17 protein-coding genes and 1 tRNA gene are annotated in these 19,567 nt (G+C 32.6%); 13 read left to right on the top strand and 5 right to left on the bottom strand.

Annotation, left to right across the window (positions count from 1 at the left end):
* Positions 1 to 106: 106 nt before the first annotated feature.
* From nfo to yeiP, 3 genes are all read left to right on the top strand, one after another.
* Positions 107 to 946 carry a deoxyribonuclease IV gene (gene nfo, locus QE177_RS08805; protein WP_280548835.1) on the top strand — a complete coding sequence of 280 codons (840 nt, stop codon included), beginning with the start codon at positions 107 to 109 and terminating at the stop codon, positions 944 to 946.
* Positions 947 to 1,323: 377 nt separating this feature from the next.
* Positions 1,324 to 2,568, top strand: a complete 1,245-nt coding sequence (gene mtr / locus QE177_RS08810) for a tryptophan permease (RefSeq protein ID WP_280548837.1) — start codon at positions 1,324 to 1,326, stop codon at positions 2,566 to 2,568.
* 151 nt (positions 2,569 to 2,719) lie between these two features.
* Positions 2,720 to 3,292 (top strand): elongation factor P-like protein YeiP, encoded by a 573-nt coding sequence (gene yeiP, locus QE177_RS08815; RefSeq protein ID WP_280548839.1) that lies wholly within the window; start codon positions 2,720 to 2,722, stop codon positions 3,290 to 3,292.
* A 179-nt stretch (positions 3,293 to 3,471) separates the two neighbouring features.
* Here yeiP and QE177_RS08820 read toward each other — a convergent pair whose 3' ends face one another.
* Entirely contained in the window at positions 3,472 to 3,708 is a 237-nt protein-coding gene (locus tag QE177_RS08820; RefSeq protein WP_280548841.1) for a hypothetical protein, read from the bottom strand.
* Between the two features lie 906 nt (positions 3,709 to 4,614).
* Here QE177_RS08820 and mepS point away from each other — a divergent pair.
* Complete coding sequence (mepS, locus tag QE177_RS08825) at positions 4,615 to 5,160, top strand: bifunctional murein DD-endopeptidase/murein LD-carboxypeptidase (RefSeq protein ID WP_280548842.1); 546 nt, start codon at positions 4,615 to 4,617, stop codon at positions 5,158 to 5,160.
* A 3-nt stretch (positions 5,161 to 5,163) separates the two neighbouring features.
* Here the strand turns inward: mepS and QE177_RS08830 are convergent, their stop codons facing one another.
* The 3 genes from QE177_RS08830 to rsuA all read right to left on the bottom strand — a co-directional run bounded on the left by QE177_RS08830 (position 5,164) and on the right by rsuA (position 7,895).
* Positions 5,164 to 5,514, bottom strand: a complete 351-nt coding sequence (locus tag QE177_RS08830; RefSeq protein ID WP_280548844.1) for a hypothetical protein — start codon at positions 5,512 to 5,514, stop codon at positions 5,164 to 5,166.
* Between the two features lie 462 nt (positions 5,515 to 5,976).
* Complete coding sequence (locus QE177_RS08835; RefSeq protein ID WP_280548846.1) at positions 5,977 to 7,164, bottom strand: Bcr/CflA family multidrug efflux MFS transporter; 1,188 nt, start codon at positions 7,162 to 7,164, stop codon at positions 5,977 to 5,979.
* Positions 7,165 to 7,202: 38 nt separating this feature from the next.
* Complete coding sequence (rsuA, locus tag QE177_RS08840) at positions 7,203 to 7,895, bottom strand: 16S rRNA pseudouridine(516) synthase RsuA (protein WP_280552254.1); 693 nt, start codon at positions 7,893 to 7,895, stop codon at positions 7,203 to 7,205.
* Between the two features lie 263 nt (positions 7,896 to 8,158).
* Between rsuA and QE177_RS08845 the strand changes: the two genes are divergently transcribed.
* Positions 8,159 to 9,916: a DEAD/DEAH box helicase gene (locus QE177_RS08845; protein WP_280548848.1), complete on the top strand. Its 1,758-nt coding sequence runs from the start codon at positions 8,159 to 8,161 to the stop codon at positions 9,914 to 9,916.
* 206 nt (positions 9,917 to 10,122) lie between these two features.
* A complete protein-coding gene (gene rplY, locus QE177_RS08850; protein WP_180560193.1) occupies positions 10,123 to 10,404 on the top strand; it encodes a 50S ribosomal protein L25 in 282 nt (93 codons plus the stop codon).
* Between the two features lie 78 nt (positions 10,405 to 10,482).
* On the opposite strand, the gene yejK is transcribed toward rplY, so the two are convergent.
* Positions 10,483 to 11,487 carry a nucleoid-associated protein YejK gene (yejK, locus tag QE177_RS08855; protein WP_280548853.1) on the bottom strand — a complete coding sequence of 335 codons (1,005 nt, stop codon included), beginning with the start codon at positions 11,485 to 11,487 and terminating at the stop codon, positions 10,483 to 10,485.
* A gap of 258 nt (positions 11,488 to 11,745) precedes the next feature.
* Between yejK and QE177_RS08860 the strand changes: the two genes are divergently transcribed.
* The 7 genes from QE177_RS08860 to QE177_RS08890 all read left to right on the top strand — a co-directional run bounded on the left by QE177_RS08860 (position 11,746) and on the right by QE177_RS08890 (position 19,549).
* Positions 11,746 to 11,973 carry a DUF1414 domain-containing protein gene (locus QE177_RS08860; protein WP_280548855.1) on the top strand — a complete coding sequence of 76 codons (228 nt, stop codon included), beginning with the start codon at positions 11,746 to 11,748 and terminating at the stop codon, positions 11,971 to 11,973.
* A gap of 20 nt (positions 11,974 to 11,993) precedes the next feature.
* Complete coding sequence (gene yejM, locus QE177_RS08865) at positions 11,994 to 13,739, top strand: LPS biosynthesis-modulating metalloenzyme YejM (RefSeq protein WP_280548858.1); 1,746 nt, start codon at positions 11,994 to 11,996, stop codon at positions 13,737 to 13,739.
* A gap of 74 nt (positions 13,740 to 13,813) precedes the next feature.
* A tRNA-Pro gene (locus tag QE177_RS08870) sits at positions 13,814 to 13,890 on the top strand.
* Between the two features lie 426 nt (positions 13,891 to 14,316).
* Entirely contained in the window at positions 14,317 to 14,934 is a 618-nt protein-coding gene (locus QE177_RS08875) for a glycosyltransferase (protein WP_280548860.1), read from the top strand.
* 1,666 nt (positions 14,935 to 16,600) lie between these two features.
* Positions 16,601 to 16,819: a hypothetical protein gene (locus tag QE177_RS08880; protein ID WP_280548862.1), complete on the top strand. Its 219-nt coding sequence runs from the start codon at positions 16,601 to 16,603 to the stop codon at positions 16,817 to 16,819.
* Between the two features lies 1 nt (position 16,820).
* A complete protein-coding gene (locus QE177_RS08885; RefSeq protein ID WP_280548864.1) occupies positions 16,821 to 17,606 on the top strand; it encodes a hypothetical protein in 786 nt (261 codons plus the stop codon).
* Between the two features lie 1,640 nt (positions 17,607 to 19,246).
* Positions 19,247 to 19,549, top strand: coding sequence for a transcriptional regulator (locus tag QE177_RS08890; protein ID WP_280548866.1), 303 nt, complete (start codon positions 19,247 to 19,249; stop codon positions 19,547 to 19,549).
* Positions 19,550 to 19,567: the final 18 nt, after the last annotated feature.

Consider the following 19,567-nt stretch of genomic DNA (forward strand, 5'->3'; position numbering starts at 1 on the left):
CTTTGCCGATAGTAACCAGAAATTATTAATAACTAAATGACTTAAGGCTATACATTTCATTTCTAAGCCAAAAGTGCCATAATTAAAATAAAATCAGGAGAAAAAAATGAAATTTGTTGGAGCCCATGTCAGCGCTGCTGGCGGTGTTGATCAAGCAGTACTCCGTGCTCATGAAATCAATGCCACTGCCTTTGCTCTTTTCACCAAAAACCAGCGTCAATGGCAAGCTCCACCTTTAAAACCGGAAACAGTTGAACAATTTAAACTCAATTGTGAGAAATATGGTTTTGGCAAACAGCAAATTCTACCACACGATAGTTATCTTATTAATTTAGGTCATCCAGAAACTGAAGCACTGAAAAAATCACGTGCCGCTTTTCTGGATGAAATGCAACGTTGTGAGCAATTAGGTATTACTTTGCTCAATTTTCATCCTGGCAGTCATCTGAATAAAATTACCGTTGATGTATGTCTTGCCCGTATTGCTGAATCAATCAATATTACTTTAGCGCAAACTAAAAATGTCATTGCTGTAATTGAAAATACTGCCGGTCAAGGCTCCAATTTAGGATTTAAATTTGAGCATCTGGCAGCGATAATTGAAGATATCGAAGATAAACAGCGAGTTGGTGTTTGTTTGGATACCTGTCATGCTTTTGCCGCAGGTTATGACTTACGAACAAAACAAGCTTGCGATAATACTTTTGCCCAATTTAATAAAATTGTCGGTTTTCAATATCTACGAGCAATGCATTTAAATGATGCCAAAAGCCAATTTGCCAGTCATGTTGATCGCCACCAAAGCTTAGGCCAAGGTAATATCGGTTACACCGCTTTTAGTTATATTATGAAAGATAACCGCTTCAATAATATACCTTTGATCCTGGAAACCATAAATCCCGAAATTTGGTCTCAAGAAATCAGCTGGTTAAAGTCGCAACAATAATTAACCTTCATCAAATACATCGTTCTGACAATAGGTGAAAATTTTCCTATTGTGGCTAATTTTTATCAGTAACCGGTCATAATATATGGCTATTATTATGATTTAAAGATGTAAGAAAATAAATTAATATGCATTTCTATCTGTTTAATTATTACCTCACTAGGCTATTCTTAATTAAGATGAAAATATAAAAAAATCAATAGGTTATAACAAACGCACTGCTTCATTTATTAAAACAAAAATCGACCAAGCACGGCATTCTAAGACTAAGATTAAAAACAATTTTCATAACTGGAAAAAAATATTAATTTACTTAAATATCATACATCATGTATCATCATGCTAGTACACAAAAACAATAATATTTAGAGGCTACAATGGCTAGTGATGTAATCCAAAATTTTAAACGCCCTTCTTTACTTGGTGGTGCCATGATCATTGCAGGCACAACTGTAGGTGCCGGTATGTTTTCTATTCCTATTGTCACTTCTGGCGTCTGGTTTACAGGTTCAATTATTTTATTAGTTTATACTTGGGCATGTATGTTTTTTTCTGGTTTGATGATCTTAGAAGCCAACATGAATTACCCTTGCGGTGCCAGCTTTCATACTATGGTAAAAGATTTACTTGGCGCACGCTGGAATTTACTAAATAGCATTTCTATTACATTTGTTCTTTATATCTTAACTTATGCTTATATTTCAGCCGGTGGTTCGATCATTACACATAATCTTAATAAGATCATACCAATAAATCACCCTATTGCCGGTTTATTGTTTAGCTTATTAATTGCTTTCGTAGTTTGGCTATCGACTAAAGCCGTTGACCGTCTAAGTACAATTCTAATTGGTGGAATGGTTATTACTTTTATTATGTCTGTGAGTGGCATGTTTAGTAGCGTTTCATCTACTATCTTATTCAATCAAAATAGCCTGGATACGGATTATTTACCTTATGCATTTATTGCTTTACCTTATTTACTAACTTCTTTTGGCTTCCATGGTAATGTACCCGGTTTAGTAAAATATTACCATAAGGAAAGTAAAGCCGTTGTTCGAAGTTTGTTATATGGCACCCTTATTGCTTTAATCATTTATATCTTATGGCAATATGCTATTCAAGGTAATATACCTCGTGCAACCTTTAAACAAATAATTACAGAAGGTGGTAATGTTGACTCGCTATTAAAACAAATGAATCACAGCATCAATAACAATATTGTAAAACAGGGTTTAAATCTGTTTTCATATATGGCACTTGCGAGTTCTTTTTTAGGCGTTACACTTGGACTATTTGATTTCATTGCCGATTTTTTCAAATTTAAAGATAATGATCAAGGCCGCTTAAAATCCGCTTTGATAACCTTTATTCCGCCTACCCTTTTAGCTTTATACTATCCTGATGGTTTTATACATGCGATTGGCTTTGCTGGTCTAGCTGCAACTATATGGGCAGTCATTGTGCCGGCAATGATGGCTAAAGCTAGCCGGAAAAAATTCCCGCAAGCTGTTTATCATGCGCCTGGCGGTAATCTATTAATTTATTTTGTCATATTATTCGGCTTGATTAACGCAGTTATTCATATTTTGGCACTATTTAATATTTTGCCTGTATATAAGTAGTGTATCTTTGCTTAAATTAATTTCAACGCCTCATACTTTGTGATCTTAGTTGTTATGGGGCATAATTTTTACTAAGCATTACTTTGTATTCTAACTACAGATAATTTTATTATAAAATTGGGATTATAATTATTTAATGAAAGGAATTCACATGGCTAGAGCCAATGAAATAAAAAGAGGTTATGCAGTAAACTTAAATGGTAAATTGCTATTAGTAAAAGATATTGATATTCAAACTCCAAGCGCACGAGGCGCCAGCACCCTCTACAAAATGCGTTTTACTGATATTAAAACAGGACAAAAAGTTGAAGAGCGTTTTAAAGGCGACGATAATCTTGAAACAATCCATTTAACTCATCGGGCAGTAAGTTTTTCTTATGTTGATGCTGATGAATATGTATTTATGGATAATGAAGATTTCACTCCTTATAATTTTAAAAAAACAGATATAGAAGAAGAACTTTTATTTTTTACTGCCTCAGGGATTCCTGGTTTGCAAGTTTTAGTAATGAATAACCAAGCTATCGCGTTAGAACTTCCCCAAACTGTTGATATGGTAATTGTAGAAACAGCACTAAGTATCAAAGGGGCATCAGCCAATGCAAGAACAAAACCAGCTATGATGGCAACCGGGCTAATAATACAAGTTCCTGAATATTTATCAATCGGCGAAAAAATTCGCATTCATATTGCAGAACGCCGTTATATGGGACGTTGTGACTAAAACCGATAAAAATTAAATAATAGCTGCTCTTAATTAAAGAGCAGTTATACCAATAAAAAAATAAAAGTGACTCACTTTAATATAAAATCAATGATAGCTAATTTCCAGCATGCCCGGCATTTTTCTTATATTAACGCACAAAAATGCGTTTCATCATATTTAGCGAGTGATTTTTGTCGCTATTTTATTAATGAATGCATACATACCTTCCGGATTACCACTTTGCCAGATTTATGCCAATAATTTGTTGCCAACATATTATCATTTACAATATTTTGACAAATTGGCGCAGTAATAGCACCATAATAAAGGTGAGATAATAAAATTAATGCTAGTATAAACAAAAAATTTTTATTTAAATAGCAGGCTAGCTTACTCTTAGGCACAGCATTGCCATATTTTTCTTGTAAAATCATAAAAAGTTTAATCCTGATCATTAAATAAAATTACTATTGAATATTTTATTGAGTAATTGCAGTGAATTTGCCAGTGATTTAGTAAAATTAAATTATACAACTATAACTAAATATTTGGTTGAAACATAAAATATTGCTAACCACAAAATTCCACATAACATAGTTTTTATGTAATAATAAATTTACTATTTTATTGCTTTTAATATAATACCTTATTACTCTTTTTTATTAAGATATTTTGTTATGTATTAATCACACTAATTTAATTCTATTTGAATTTATTGCTCTATAGGCATCAGGATTACGAGTTTAATATGATAAATATCATATATCTGACTTGTAAAGTCAAAAATTTAATGAGTAAAATAAAAACGACTTATTAGCGTAAAATCTTAAAATAACAATTTCCAAATATATACAGAATTAAATAATTTTTTGCTACTGAAAAACAGACTAAATTATCTAAATAACAGACTCAATTTTATTAAAACATTTAACAAAAAAAATAACTATCTATTAATAAGATATTGTTAACCGATTTAACATAAATTTTTATTAATTAGCCCATTTGCATTGCTAATCACCAATAATCTTACTGTCTTAATAGTATACTTAACGCAAATATTAAACCCTTTATGAAATAAGTTTATTTACATCATCTCTATTTTTAATTAAAAAATTTGCTTTTTTGTAAATTAATACAAGAAAACTCGCCATTTTTTATTTCCTTGTATAAACTTGTTTATGTTTAACATATTAATGTATTTGGAAAAGGTGTTGAGCTATATACATTTATATAACTAACAATATTATTGATATTTTAGCCTTCAACAGGAAAAATAAAATATCGTCAAATTTACTTTATGGCAAAAATCCACACAAGGATAAGCAAGGGATAAATCAATAATGGTAAAACTTCAACCGTTACTGAAATACTGTATGAAACCCACTCCGGCATTAGTCATTACTTTATTGCTATCCGCTTGTAATTCACCAAATTCATCGCTATATAAAACACAATCTAACTCACTTTATCAGGTATCACAAGCTGAGTTTGAGCAATTAGTACGCAATGTGGAAATAAAAACAAAAATTTTAGAGCAGTATGCAAACTGGAGAGGTGTTGCTTACCGTTTTGGTGGTACAACTAAGAAAGGTATTGATTGCTCAGCCTTTACCCAACGTATGTTTAGTGAGAAATTTGGTGTTGATTTACCTCGCTCAACTGATGAACAACAATATACCGGCCACTGGGTCAAGCAACAAAATTTACGCCCTGGCGATCTAGTTTTTTTTAGAACTGGCCCAACCAATCGACATGTCGGTATTTATATTGGTAATGATAAATTTGTCCATGCATCAACAAGTAGTGGTGTCACAGTTTCTGCAATAAATGATGATTATTGGAGTAAGCGTTATTATGCCGCTCGTCGAATCATCGATACATACTAATATCTAATGAGAATAACAAGGTAGCGTTATTGATTCCGCAATAGCTACACCTGCTGTCTTAAAATGACAATTCGCTAAACCTTCATCTTCATAACGAATAAAAAGACAAATTTGACCTTGCCATTCAAGTAAATCATTAGCAATTTGCATTTCATCTAAAGCTGAACTTAGATATTTTAACACCGCCAAATTATCGCTAATATCATAACAAAGAACTTTAAAGCCAATTAATATATTAGACTTGCAGCTGGATATATTATCAGGCATTACCTCGATTTTTTTACCTGCATGCCCTGTTAACCATCGATAATTTTGAGGTAAACGATGAATGACAGATAACTTAAAATTACCCACTAAAAACCCTATATTGTAATTAATTATATTATTTTTCTATTTAAGTAAAAAAATAACTTAACATACTAACTTATCAAGTTATTTTATACTTATCCTGGTATTTTACATCATATTAATATGATAAATTTATGTTATTGTAATATAAAAATCTAGCTTAAACAAAACAAAATATGTTAAAAAAGTTAACGAAATATCTTATCTTTCAATCGCAAACTGTAACATTTAATTTGATTTTTTATAAAAATCCATATATCAACCAATTAGCTTAAATAAGCAGTAATAAAAGATAAAATAATGAATAAACTGTTCGGCTCATGAATTGAGCCAATCTAAATTGTGGTTGTTATCGAAGTAAAAGATAAGAAATTACACTGAGTCCATATTAATAAAAAAGTATTTGAATAAAGACATAACACTAATAAAACTTATTTTTTATAAAATAGATAAGTAATTTTAATTGTATTAGTCTTTACTGTAATTGGCCAATAAAATAAACCCCATTGCAAGACAAACGCATAATCCCATAAATCCTACCATCGACCAGGCTGTCGTTGTTTTGAAACAAGAAAGCAAGTAACCAAAAAATGCACCAATACCGAAACGTATTGTGCCAACTAAAGATGAAACTGTTCCAGCAATATGTGGATAATTATCTAAAATGACAGACATTGCATTAGAAGAGATCATAGCAATACTACCAACATAAACAGCAACACCAAATATCATAGGAATAAAACCTAAGTCCAATATAGTGCTAAGAATCAGCCACATCCCCATAATGAATTGCAGTGTTAAGCCAATATGTAACATTTTCAATGCGCCAAAATGGCGTACATAACGGCTATTAAGCGTAGTCAGTAAAAACAAAAAAACAATATTTAAGCCAAAATAATAACCAAAATGCTGTGGTGAAACCCCATTTAATTCAATATAGACAAATGGTCCAGTATTTAAAAATGAAAACAACCCAGCAAAGGAAAACCCACTAGCAAGAATATAGCAAAAGACTTGTCTAGCGCGGAACAAGGTAAAAATTTGTTTTATAGTATTACGTAAATGGAATTTTTGCCTTTTTTCCTTAGGTAAAGTTTCATGAATAAAAAAAGTAACTAATAAAGCCGCTATAATTGCTGCTAAGGAAATAATCCAAAAAATAGCATGCCAGGAAAACCAAATCATCGCCATACCACCTAAAATCGGTGCTAATAATGGCGCGATGGTCATGACTAACAAAACAAAAGACATGCTACGTGAAAATTCATCACTACTAAACATATCTCTCATCAAAGCAGTTATGACAACACTTGCTGCTGCAGCCGATAATCCTTGTAAAAAACGGACAAAAATAAATTGATCAATATTACTGGCTAGAGCACAAATCCCTGAAGTAATTGCAAAAATTATCACGCCACCCAATATCACAGGCTTTCGGCCTATACTATCTGCCATCGGGCCATAAAATAGTTGACCTATTGCAAAGCCGAAAATATAGCTATTTAAGGTCATCTGAACTTGACCGGTATCAACATTAAAACTTTTTGCAATCGATGGTAAACTAGGCAAATACATGTCAATGGCTAATGGCATCAACATGGATATAAGGCCTAAAATTAAAATTAGGCTGAAATAAGAGGAACGCTGACGTTGCATACTAACATACTCCCAAATCGAGAAAATAAAAATATAATTTAAATAGTTTTGATTTCTTCTTGTGTTAAAGAACGATATTCGCCAGCCCTTAATGCTGGATCAAGATAAATACCACCAATGCGCTCACGATGAAGTGCACAAACATGATTACCCACCGCAGCAAACATTCTTTTCACTTGATGATACCGGCCTTCACTAATTGTCAAGCGCACCTGCATTGATGAAACTATCGATAGCTTTGCAGGCTTTGTAGGTAATTTTTCACCTTTAAGCCATATCCCTGCTAAAAACTTATCAGCTACCTCAGTTGAAATCGGTTGTGCCAATGTGACAAGATAAGTTTTCTCACACTGATGTTTTGGCGAGATCATTTTATGTGTCCACTTTCCATCATCAGTTATAATTACTAACCCAGTTGTATCTATGTCTAATCTGCCAGCAATATGTAACTTTGTTATAGCTGGTTCATCAACAAACGATAAAATTGTTGGGTTAACGCTATCTACCGTCGAACAAACATAACCTTGTGGTTTATTCAACATAAAATAGCGCGGGCCAATAATATGTTGCAATACGACATCTTCATAACTAACTACCATCTCAGAGGTAATTTGATAAGATCCGGTTTTTATTACTGCATTATTAACCATAACTTTTCCTGCTCGTAATTCTCGCATGACCAAGCCACGGCTGATTGTTAGTTGTTGAGATAAAAACTTATCGAGGCGCATCATAATTTTTAAATCTATATGAAAGGGTTAGAATGCATAGGTATTATTATGCTAAATCATTGAATGATTACAATCATTGCTATTAAACAACACTGATAATAAGTAACGTGAATAATTATAATGCAATCAATTATATCAATAACTTGTTAGAGAAGATATAGCTTGCTACAGTAGATTTTATTTTTAATATAGATTACTTCAATATGAATTAGCGAAAAATGCTAATCTACTTGTTATTTATTTTAATATTTTAGTCAATAATCATGATAGTTACACTAAGACCATATCAACAAGACACCGTTCATGCAGCAATAAACTATTTTCGCCGCCATAAAGAACCGGCGGTCATTGTGTTACCTACTGGTGCAGGAAAAAGTCTTGTAATTGCTGAATTAGCTCGATTGGCCCGTGGACGAGTACTGGTATTAGCCCATGTAAAAGAACTTGTTGAACAGAACCATAATAAATACCACTCCTATGGATTAACTGCTGACATTTATGCCGCCGGACTTCATAAAAAACAAAATGAAAATAAAGTTGTTTTTGCAAGCGTACAATCTGTGGCAAAAAATTTAACTGATTTTAATGCTCCCTTTTCGCTATTAATTATTGATGAATGCCACCGCATCAGTCTCAATAACGATGGTCAATATCAACAAATCATTCAAAAATTGCAACACAATAACCCTAAGTTATGTGTTTTAGGGTTGACGGCAACACCTTATCGTCTGTCGGAAGGCTGGATATATCAGTATCACTACCATGGTATGATAAAAGGCGATGAAAACTGTTTTTTTCGTGATTGTATTTATGAACTACCGTTAAGATATATGATAAAAAACCATTACCTTGTGCCACCTAAACGCCTAGATATGCCAGTTATTCAATACGACTTTAGTCAATTGCGCTTAAGTCAAGAAGGCATTTTTAATCACGCGGATTTAGATCAGGAAATTAAACGTCAGCAAAGAGTCACTCCCCTGATTATTAAGCAAATTATCGAATATGCCCGTTCCTGTCAGGGCTGTATGATCTTCGCCGCTACCGTTGAGCATGCCAAAGAAATTTTAACATTATTACCTAATAACGAAGCAGCATTGATTTGCGCAGAGACGACAGCAATAGTCCGTGAAAAAACTATTTATGCGTTTAAAGCACAAAAAATTCGCTATTTAGTTAACGTATCGGTCTTAACCACTGGCTTTGATGCCCCTCATGTCGATCTGATTGCTATTTTACGTCCCACTGAATCAGTGAGCCTCTATCAACAAATAATTGGTCGCGGATTAAGGCTATTTCCGAACAAAAACCAATGTATTATTCTTGATTATGCAGGAAATCCCCATGATCTTTATATGCCAGAAATTGGTAGCCCCAAACGTGATCCACACAACGTGCCCGTTCAAGTTTTTTGCCCACTTTGTCATTTTGCCAATCTATTTTGGGGAAAAAACGATTCAGACGGTCAAGTAATTGAGCATTACGGCCGTCGCTGCCAAGGCTGGGAAGAAAAGCTCAACGGACAAAAAAAACAGTGTCAATTTCGCTTTCGTTTTAAACAATGTCCCGACTGTGATGCTGAAAATGACATTGCAGCACGACGTTGTCATCAATGTCAGGCGATTTTAGTTGATCCCGATGATATGTTAAAAGCAGCGTTAAAAATGAAAAACTCCCTGATCCTTCGCTGCGGTGGCATGCAACTGACTGCCGGACACGATAAGAAAGGAGAATGGTTAAAAGTCACTTACTACGATGAAGATGGTAGCAATGTCTCAGAACTGTTTAGATTAACAACGTCAGCTCAGCGCAAAGTCTTTGAGCAACGTTTTCTGTTGCTACACCAGAGAGCTCCAGGCCTTCCGTTCCAATGGCAAACTGCTGCCGATATCCTACGTCAAAAGACAAGATTACGTCATCCTAACTTTGTTATCGCACGTAAACAAAACCGGTTTTGGCAAATAAGAGAAAAAATTTTTGACTACCAAGGAAAGTATCGTCTGGCTGACAACCTCTATTAATATAATGATTGCCATTTGGCTTTGCTACCTAGCTGCTGTTCCTTAAAAGAATATAAATGTCCTAAAATTAGGAACTTTATTTGCTGTAGCGCGTTTTTTTCGCTAGAATGCCGCCCGCTTGATTAGCAATTACTAACAAGTTTTTATTAACAGATCTGCTACTGGGTCGCCTGTCGCAGAGTCTTTTTACATTATGAGAACAAATCATGCTAACTATTAATGCAGAAATTCGCAAAGAGCAGGGTAAGGGTGCGAGCCGCCGTCTGCGTAAAAACAACAAATTACCGGCTATCGTCTATGGTGGTGATCAAGAGCCCGTTTCTATTGAACTCAACCATGATGAAGTTATCAACCAAGAAAGCAAGCCAGAGTTTTATGAAGTATTAACGCTGGTGGTTGACGGCAAAAAAACCAAAGTTAAAGTACAAGCGGTTCAGCGTCATCCGTTTAAGCCTAAACTAACCCATATCGATTTCTTGCGGGTTTAATAACGCAAAATTGCGCTTTTTTACTAAGCCAATCATCAATAACGCCGGCCTTGCGGCGTTATTTGTTTTTCACCATCATCAACGGCTTTTCTTACTACGCTCTAATTGCTCACGTAAGTTCGGTGGTGTACCTTTAATTGTTAAAGTATCCGTTGCCGGATCCCAAAAAACACGCTCATTCAATAACAAAGCATCAAAGTTAATGGTCAAGCCACCGCCACTACCTGAATATTTGGTTAATTGTTTGAGAGTCGTACGATCTGGTGGAAAACTTTCTGCTAATTGATAGCCATTTTGTTGAGTAAATTCAACAAAATTTTGCTCTCCTAAAGCGGGTAACTCTTTTGATAAGCGCTTTAATTCAATTTCTTCTCCGGCTTGTTGTTGCTCATTACAATAGCGATAAACTTGCTGTCGATATTCCTGCGTTGCTGCCTGGTTTAACTCAGAAGAATCACAATAATCATTCACAGCTTGCAGCAATTCTTTATTCTGTATTTTAGCATTCATGCCTTCGCTAGCTGACAGAAAATCCATAAAAAAATCAGACACTTTACGCCCAACACGCCCTTTTAAAAAAGTTAAATAACGTTCGGAAGCAGGATTTCTTTCCCATTCAGTCAAGTCTATGCGAGCAACAATATCTACATGCGGAATATCAAGATAATGAGTAGTGTTTAATTCTAAATTATCATTAACAAACATACTATTACAGCTATTTAATATGGCTATTAATAAGTAATCTACCGCTAAATAACGATATTGACAAAATAGTACCACCCCACCTTCTGCAAATGGATATTTTGCCAATTCATCCCGCAAACGAATTGTAGCTGCTCGGCTAAATCCCAAAAAGTTTTCATCTCCTTTTCTGAAAGAAACTAATGCTTCCGCTAATTCGCTCGCTTGATTAAAAGTGGCAAAGGCTTTACTTTTAGCGCCATATATTCGATGCAATTCTGCCATCATTTCATGCACGATATTATCCGTACCTAATAAAGAATCACGCAGCACAACCTCTAATGTTTGTTCATCACGTTTGATCAACTGATGTAAAGCAATCTGGCAAATATCCAGACTCATCATTTACTCCTTATTTTCTTTATGGCATAAAGATCAATGGTATTCAAACATCGATAACCTTTCCCCGCGGCCAAATTGGTATCTATTGATATAACATTTTTGTATTATGGGCATATAATAAGATTTATAAATTATGGAAACGGGTTAATTTAAAATATTACTAAATGAAATTATCCTGTTAAATTAGACAAAACAACTACAGCAAAAAACGCAACAATACGCTAAAATACAACGCTTTATTCATTCAGGATTTTTATTATGCCACAATCATCCCGTTATAGTGATGAGCAAATTGAACATCTACTCCTAGAATTAGTCAAGGTACTAGAAAAACATAAAGCGCCAACTAATCTATCATTGATAGTATTAGGTAACATGGTAACAAATTTAATTAATACAACGGTTACACTGACTCAGCGTAAAACTATTGCCGAATCTTTCGCTCAGGCGTTACTTTCTTCCGTTAAGGAAGAAAAAATTCACTAATTAGCAGATAAAATTAAAACATGGTGACCAACACTCGAAACTATCGTGAAAAAGTCTCCCAAATGATAAGCTGGGGACACTGGTTTACGTTATTTAATATAGTACTCAGTTTAGTATTAAGTAGCCGATATCTGTTTGTTTTTGATTGGCCGAATACGCTATTCGGCCGGATTTATGCTTTTGTTAGTTGGCTTGGGCATTTTAGCTTTGTTATTTTTGCCTGCTATCTTTTAATTATCTTTCCTATAACTTTCATTATCGGTTCACAGCGACTATTAAGATTTCTATACACCATTCTTAGCACAACCATACTGACTTTTCTCATTTTTGATATCGCTTTTTTTTCGCGCTATAACCTCCATTTAACGCCACTACTATGGGAATTATTAATAAATCCTAAAAACGGCGAAATGGCACGAGAATGGCAACTGATGTTTATTTGTGTGCCAATCATTTTCTTAATTGAGATGTTATTTGCTACCTGGAGTTGGCAAAAATTACGTAGCCTAAACCGTCAACGATTCACTAAACCCTTGGTAGGTATCTTTATCACGGCATTTGTTGCTTCACATTTAATGTATATTTGGGCTGATGCAAATTTTTATCGTCCAATAACGATGCAACGAGCTAATTACCCGCTATCTCATCCAATGACAGCGCGAAAATTTCTTGAACGTTATGGCTATCTCAATCAAGAGGAATATCAACGCAAAATACAACAACAAGGTAATCCTTCAGCTCTATCTATTGAATATCCACTTAAACCACTTAGCTACCAAAAACAAGCCCCAAAGTATAATTTATTGTTGCTTGTCGTTAATAACCTTGGCTATCAAGATACCATTGAAGGTATGCCAACATTAAATACTGTTAAAGCAAATAGTACCCAATTCAATCAGCATCTCAGTGCAGGTATTCAAAATCAACTTGCGCTATTTGGTCTATTCTATGGTTTATCGCCTAGTTATTTGGATAGTATTCTTAATAGCAGAAAACCCTCCGCTTTGATTGAAGCATTAAAATATCACAACTACCAATTTGGTCTGTTTTCATCAGATGGATTTAGCTCGCCACTTTTCCGTCATGCAATTCTGGCAGATTATTCGTTACCCGAACATAGTGCAGGTAATGATTATCAAACCACCGGCGAATGGGTTAAATGGCTAAATAACATACAAATTGATACAAAATGGTTCTCTTTTCTCAATATCAATGGTTTTGATAATCATAAGTCGCAAAGTGACAATAAAGTACAATTAGATTATGAAATTAAACGTATCATTGATGCGTTAAAACAAAAAAATATGTTAAGCAATACTGTTATCGTCATTACGGCAAACCATAGTAGCAATACAGAAACAAATAAAACAACAAAATGGCTTACTAAAGGTAAATTCAATCTTAAACAAATAAAGGTGCCTTTATGGGTATATTGGCCCAATACTCCACCACAACAAATTAATAAGTTAACCAGTCATCAAGATATTATGACTACCTTAATGCAACGTTTACTTTATGTTGATAATTCACCAGAAGACTATTCTCAAGGTGAAGATCTTTTTACCCCTAAACGTAACCAACCCTGGGTCTTATCAGGTGATGAACAGGTGTTGATTATGAATTATTCCAATAAAACCCTTTATCTACATCAAAATGGAGAGGTTTATATCTTTGATGATAAAGGCAACAGAATAAAAGGTGAAAAACCTGATTTGACTCAGCTGCTAAGAGCTTTTGCCGAATCTACACGCTTTAATATTAATTAATGCTTAAAAATCAAGCAGTCGTAGCACTTGCTATTGATTTTAACCAAAAAAACGGTAGTATAGCGAGCCTGTATCGGCATGTAGCGCAGCCTGGTAGCGCACCGTCATGGGGTGTCGGGGGTCGGAGGTTCAAATCCTCTCATGCCGACCAGCTTTTACCAAGAAAACCAATCAGTTATGATTGGTTTTTTTGTGCCTGAAATTTATGGGTGGTAAAACTGGGGTAAAATCGCGGACATAAAATAACAAAACAAGCTAACATGAGAGAAATTTTTATTATTACTAACAATGTTAACACACTTTTTGCAATAACTTTTGATTCAAATTCATCAGAAAAAATATTCTATTATATCTTTTATATAACTTAATCAAGAGTGAAATCTAAAATATACGTAGCAATAACATATCCACCACTATACTTCTTTCAAGGAATCAAAATACTAGACAAACGTAATTCTGACTACAGCTAAGAAGAAATCAGGAGTAGTGTTGTAGTTACTAGCTAATTCAATATTCTATACAAAATCATATATACTCTTCACCAATAGATGCAACCCACAAATTGAGGTAATAGCAAATGATCCCAAAAAAAATTCACTATGTATGGGTAGGTAATCAACAAAAATCCGATTTAATACTCAAATGCATTGATAGCTGGAAAAAATACTTACCTGATTATGAAATAATTGAATGGAATAACGAAAAATTTGAGGAGATCAAAAATATATATTCAGTGCAAGCCTATGAAAACAAAAAATGGGCTTTTATTTCTGACTATATTAGGCTTTATGCACTTTATCATGAGGGTGGAGTCTATTTAGATTCAGATGTTGAAATCACTAATAACATAGATCAATTTCTTCATTTAGATTTTTTTAGTGGTTATGAAAATTATGAAGGAAACTATCAGCCTATTACTGCGGTAATGGGGGCTAAAAAAGGAAATTCGATTATTGCTGATTTATTGAGTTACTATTATGACAATGAATTTGAAACTTCAAATGGCCTTGATTTAGAGACCAATACTGTTCGCATAAGTCGTTATTTCTCTGAAAAATTTGGGATTCAAGCGCCCTATGATGGTTCTCTTACAACCAAATTAAATGAACGTTCAATTATTTATCCATCATATTACTTTTGCACACCAGAGCACGGGTTAAAAAACTTTTCAATTCACCTCTTTAATGGCTCTTGATGTCCTTCTTATTCACGTAAAGATAAACTAAAAATTTTTAAAAAATTTATTTTTTCCCGCTTTATTAGATTAAGGAACACGGGTGAACCGCCAATAACTTCAAAAGAGAGGATATTATTCAAATTTCCCGTATCAAGCAACAAGCAACAAGCAATATGTATTAATCATAAAAAAGTGATTTGCTTCTGAATATTACTCTTGTTATATGAACTCCGATATCACCATTTTTTCAAAACATGAAACTAATATAGCCGGAGAGTAGCCTTATAAAAAGAAAATAAATGCAGAATGTTACTTTAATGTTTGTTTAAAATAAAATTCAAACTTAGTTTTAAATTAGCAGCTATCGCATTGAACAAAGTAGAGCCATGTTACAAATATTTCAATCTGCATTCTTTTCCTAACTCTGATGCTAGACAAAACTCAGTAGCATTTTCACCAGAACATCTAATAAGAATTTATTGTTTATTTTACTAAACATATTGTAATTCACCGCACAACATTACTTATAGAAAGTAAAAAAAAGCCAGCTAAGCTGGCCAAAACACACAGGAAAAAATAATCATTTAAGGCAAATAACTAAAATATAAAGCCAATCAATTGCTACCAATAACGAAACATAACACAAATTTGATCGAATATTGATCTTAAAACTAATTAGTATGATATTCATCACAGCTTAATACTCTAAATTACAAAAAAATGTAATTGATCTGAGCTAATGACAGACAAGCAATGAAAAATTGATATGGAAAATAATTTTCCTCCTTTTTTTAGTATCCCCCAAAATCAGAGCTTTCAACTAATCAACCTCAGTAAATTATCTATTCGACATTTAACCAAACAAATCTTCATTTCATGATTAAAAATGCTAAAGCAATAGAGAAACGACTACAACCATCATAGCTCGATTAACAGACAATGAAAAAATCGTACACTAAAAAACTTTATAATAACGCCGAAGTAAAATCTGATAAATTTAACATTTTGGCAACTAAAAAAATAACAAGAGTTTCTGTTTGTAATCCTGACTGATAAAATAAAACATTTGTCTGAGATAAAATCATTAACTGCAATATTGCTAGCATTAATAAATCTCTCAGAATAGCTTGGCTACTAATAGCTAGTGAAAGATTGGCTCAAACCTAACATATATAAACATATTATTTTTTTATTACTTAACAATTAATAGATAGGCTAGTAAAGTAGCTAAAAATTGTGAATATGAATAATAATCTTTTAATTTGAGCCACTTTTTCTACATTGATCATTTTTATTATATTAACTAAATAATAGTATAAATTTTTATACAAAAAATTTGTTACTATCAAAGATAGTACAGAATATATTTAATATCGCTATTTCATAGAAATTTAATTTATTACTCTTTTATGTGAGACAGTCCAACGTATCTCACTCAAATGTTGCTTGCTGTATCCTGCAATATGATTATACAATAAAATCAATAGACTAATTACGACTGTTTTCTTTAACACAAGAAATTATTTTTAATGCAACAGAAGTTAATACGTTGCGATAAATTTAACTGCCGAGACTGAACGGTATACAAATTAACAGCAAAAAGTATATAATATAGTTTGATGCTTAAACCATCAAACAAGTAATCAATTAACTGATAAAAAGTCCGCGTTCTTAGGTGGTTATTATGTCAACTTTGCGGAATTGGATTACCAGATACTTTCCGACTGATCATCAGAAAACGAGCAAAAGACAAAATGATAAAATTTCCGCATTTGTACGTGTTGACAAAAGCGGTGCCGCTTATATCCCCTCTAATGAAATTGCAGCATTGCCCGAAGTAAAAGAAATGCAAAAGATGGCTAACTTAATAGTAAATCAGAAAAAAACGAGTACAAGGAAATAGCTTGTTAGCATTACTTCTTATTCCCATTTTAGTTAGCGGCTATATTATGATAGTCCAAAATCCCTACCACTACTTTAGATTACATAGGCACGATGGGCAACTTTTATACCTAAAAGTAGCTACTTATGGTACTTTTTGCCTTTTTTGCACCACGATAATTGCTGTATTAATTAAATTCTTTTTGCCAAATTTTCATTTGCTAGATCTGATTGCAAAAAACTTTATCCTAACTGGTGATGAAAAAAATGATCATATCTATGCATTGTTAACATTATTGTCAGTCACATCAATTTTATTTTCATGGATATACGTTTTTATTGTTTGGATAAAAAACTATATACTTGGTTATTTTTATAGTAAGAAACATTTAGCAACTTACAATAAAATATGCCAAGCTAAAAATGCAAGAGTACTGAGAAAAACATTATCAAATGGTAGTATTGACTGCATGTTACTTGATGCTTTAGAGTCAACACCTAAACGTCCAGTATTGATAAACCTCGCTTCAAAAAAAGTTTACATTGGCATTATCAGCGGATTATCAGATCCAAACGAAAAAGAAGAACCAAATAAATATATCTCTTTCTTTCCCGTTATGTCCGGCTATCGAGACAAGGATACTATGTTGTTAGAATTTACAAATGTATATCCTAACAAAATAAAGGATTTAAATATTGTTGTTTCTACTGACGAAATTTCTCATATCTCTTGGTTTGATTTTAAACTCTACAATAGTGTCAATAATTCGGCAGCAAAAGAAGAAAAAAGAAACACTAAATCTAATTAAAATATAGGATTAATAATGTCTATTTTTATCGTGTAACAATATTATTTGATTAATTATAAAATAAGTAGCAATAATATAATACACCATATTAGTAATTTATGTTAAACATAAAAGCAACGTCATAGGTTATAGTATTATTATAAAAATTCAAATAGTAAAATCAAGAAAGACGATAAATCATTAGATTTAAATAAAAATAAATTACTTTTCTCAAAAATTATTTATTGAAGTTTTTTCTAATAAATTAAATTCATTTGAAAAAATCCAAAAAATATTTTAACCAATTTTAAAATTAATTAACATAGAAATTTTTAATTATATTTTAACTAATCTAATTAGTAACATAGTATGGCTTAATTATTTTTTGAATTTTTAACCTTTGTCAATAAAAAACCACATTCGATTACCATATTAAGCAACTACTTTTAATTCTATACTGAATACTAATATAATTTTTTACATTGAAATTTATAATGAGAATATTTATCACATTAAATATAAAACTTAATTTTCTAAGTTTGCAAGATATTTAAATAGTAAACAAATAATAATCCATATAAAACTCTGGTAATATCATCTTATAGATAAGAGTAATGAAATAATTAAAAATAAATTGATATTGTTAACGTATGGTTGATAAACTTATTTTGTTTATTGATAACTTAAGAAATAAAAGGAAAAATAGTGAAAAATTGCTTGAAAATATTATCTATCATCTATTGCTCTCATATTCAGTCATATTCATTTGCTAATGTGACCACTAGCGATAAAAACGCAGATGAATATATATATAACAAAAATGTTTTTTTTACGGCATGCCATTACGATGATGAAATCGGAGAAAAATTTTGTTGGGATAAAAATGGTTTTGTCGATAACAGGGATATAAATATCTTAGCTACTAACAAAAGTAAACAGTGAAATTGCTATAATTGATTATAACAATATTATTTATATTACTTTTAATCATACCACTGTGGTGGCAAGGTTAAAATAGAGATCATTTAACATGCCGCCTAAAATCAAATTAAAATATTTTAATATTAAACAGTTTCACTTAAATAATTTTAAGACATAAATCAGCTAGTTTAGACAACAAGTACTCGTTTCGAGCGTGCGGTCTTGATTGAAATAAAATGAAAGACTGAAAGACTTTACAGATATATCTATCTACCTAATAGGTATCGGCAATAAATAGATATTTATGCTATAAAAGCACCCCAGAAATATCCCACTTACCTTAAGGTACTGTGGGACATACTGAGTAACTTTGATTTATTTGGTGCCGGCTACCGGAGTCGAACTGGTGACCTACTGATTACAAGTCAGTAAGTTAAAAGATAACAAATTGATTTAATTGATATTTATCACTCACAAACAGATTATCAATGCAGATTATTGCAATCAATGTCATTTGAATGCCACTTAGTGTGGCACAAATATGTCACAAATATTTTCTATGCAATCAAGGTAGAAACTTACCAAACATTTATCTCTTTTTAGAAAACAACAGTCGCCGACTGAAGGGACGGCAATCCCAACAGTCAGCTAACCCTAAACCTATCCGATAATAGGAGTAAGGCTATGAAAAAGTCTATTACCGTTATATCTGTATGTAAAGTATTAACGGGGGTAATAGCATGAGCCCCATCACTGAAGAACAACTAAAAGCCTACAAAGATATTTTTCCCGAATTGGCACGCGATCAACTGGAAACAGCTGTGTTATTTGCAATGGGGATATCCGAGAAGAATATTGCTTTTCTTCGATCTGTTACCTATGTCACAGTTAGAAAAACAATTGAGAGAATAAAACAGAAATATGAAGTTGATTCGATAAGTCATTTACGTTCAATTTTTCAGGCCAGAATATTCCATTTTGGTACCATGCATTGGTATAGAAATATAGATAATTCAATTAATTATGTGGATCACGCCAATTAACATACTAATTGATTATTT

Origin of the sequence: Arsenophonus sp. aPb (assembly GCF_029873475.1) — a bacterium.
Taxonomy (GTDB): Bacteria; Pseudomonadota; Gammaproteobacteria; order Enterobacterales; family Enterobacteriaceae; genus Arsenophonus.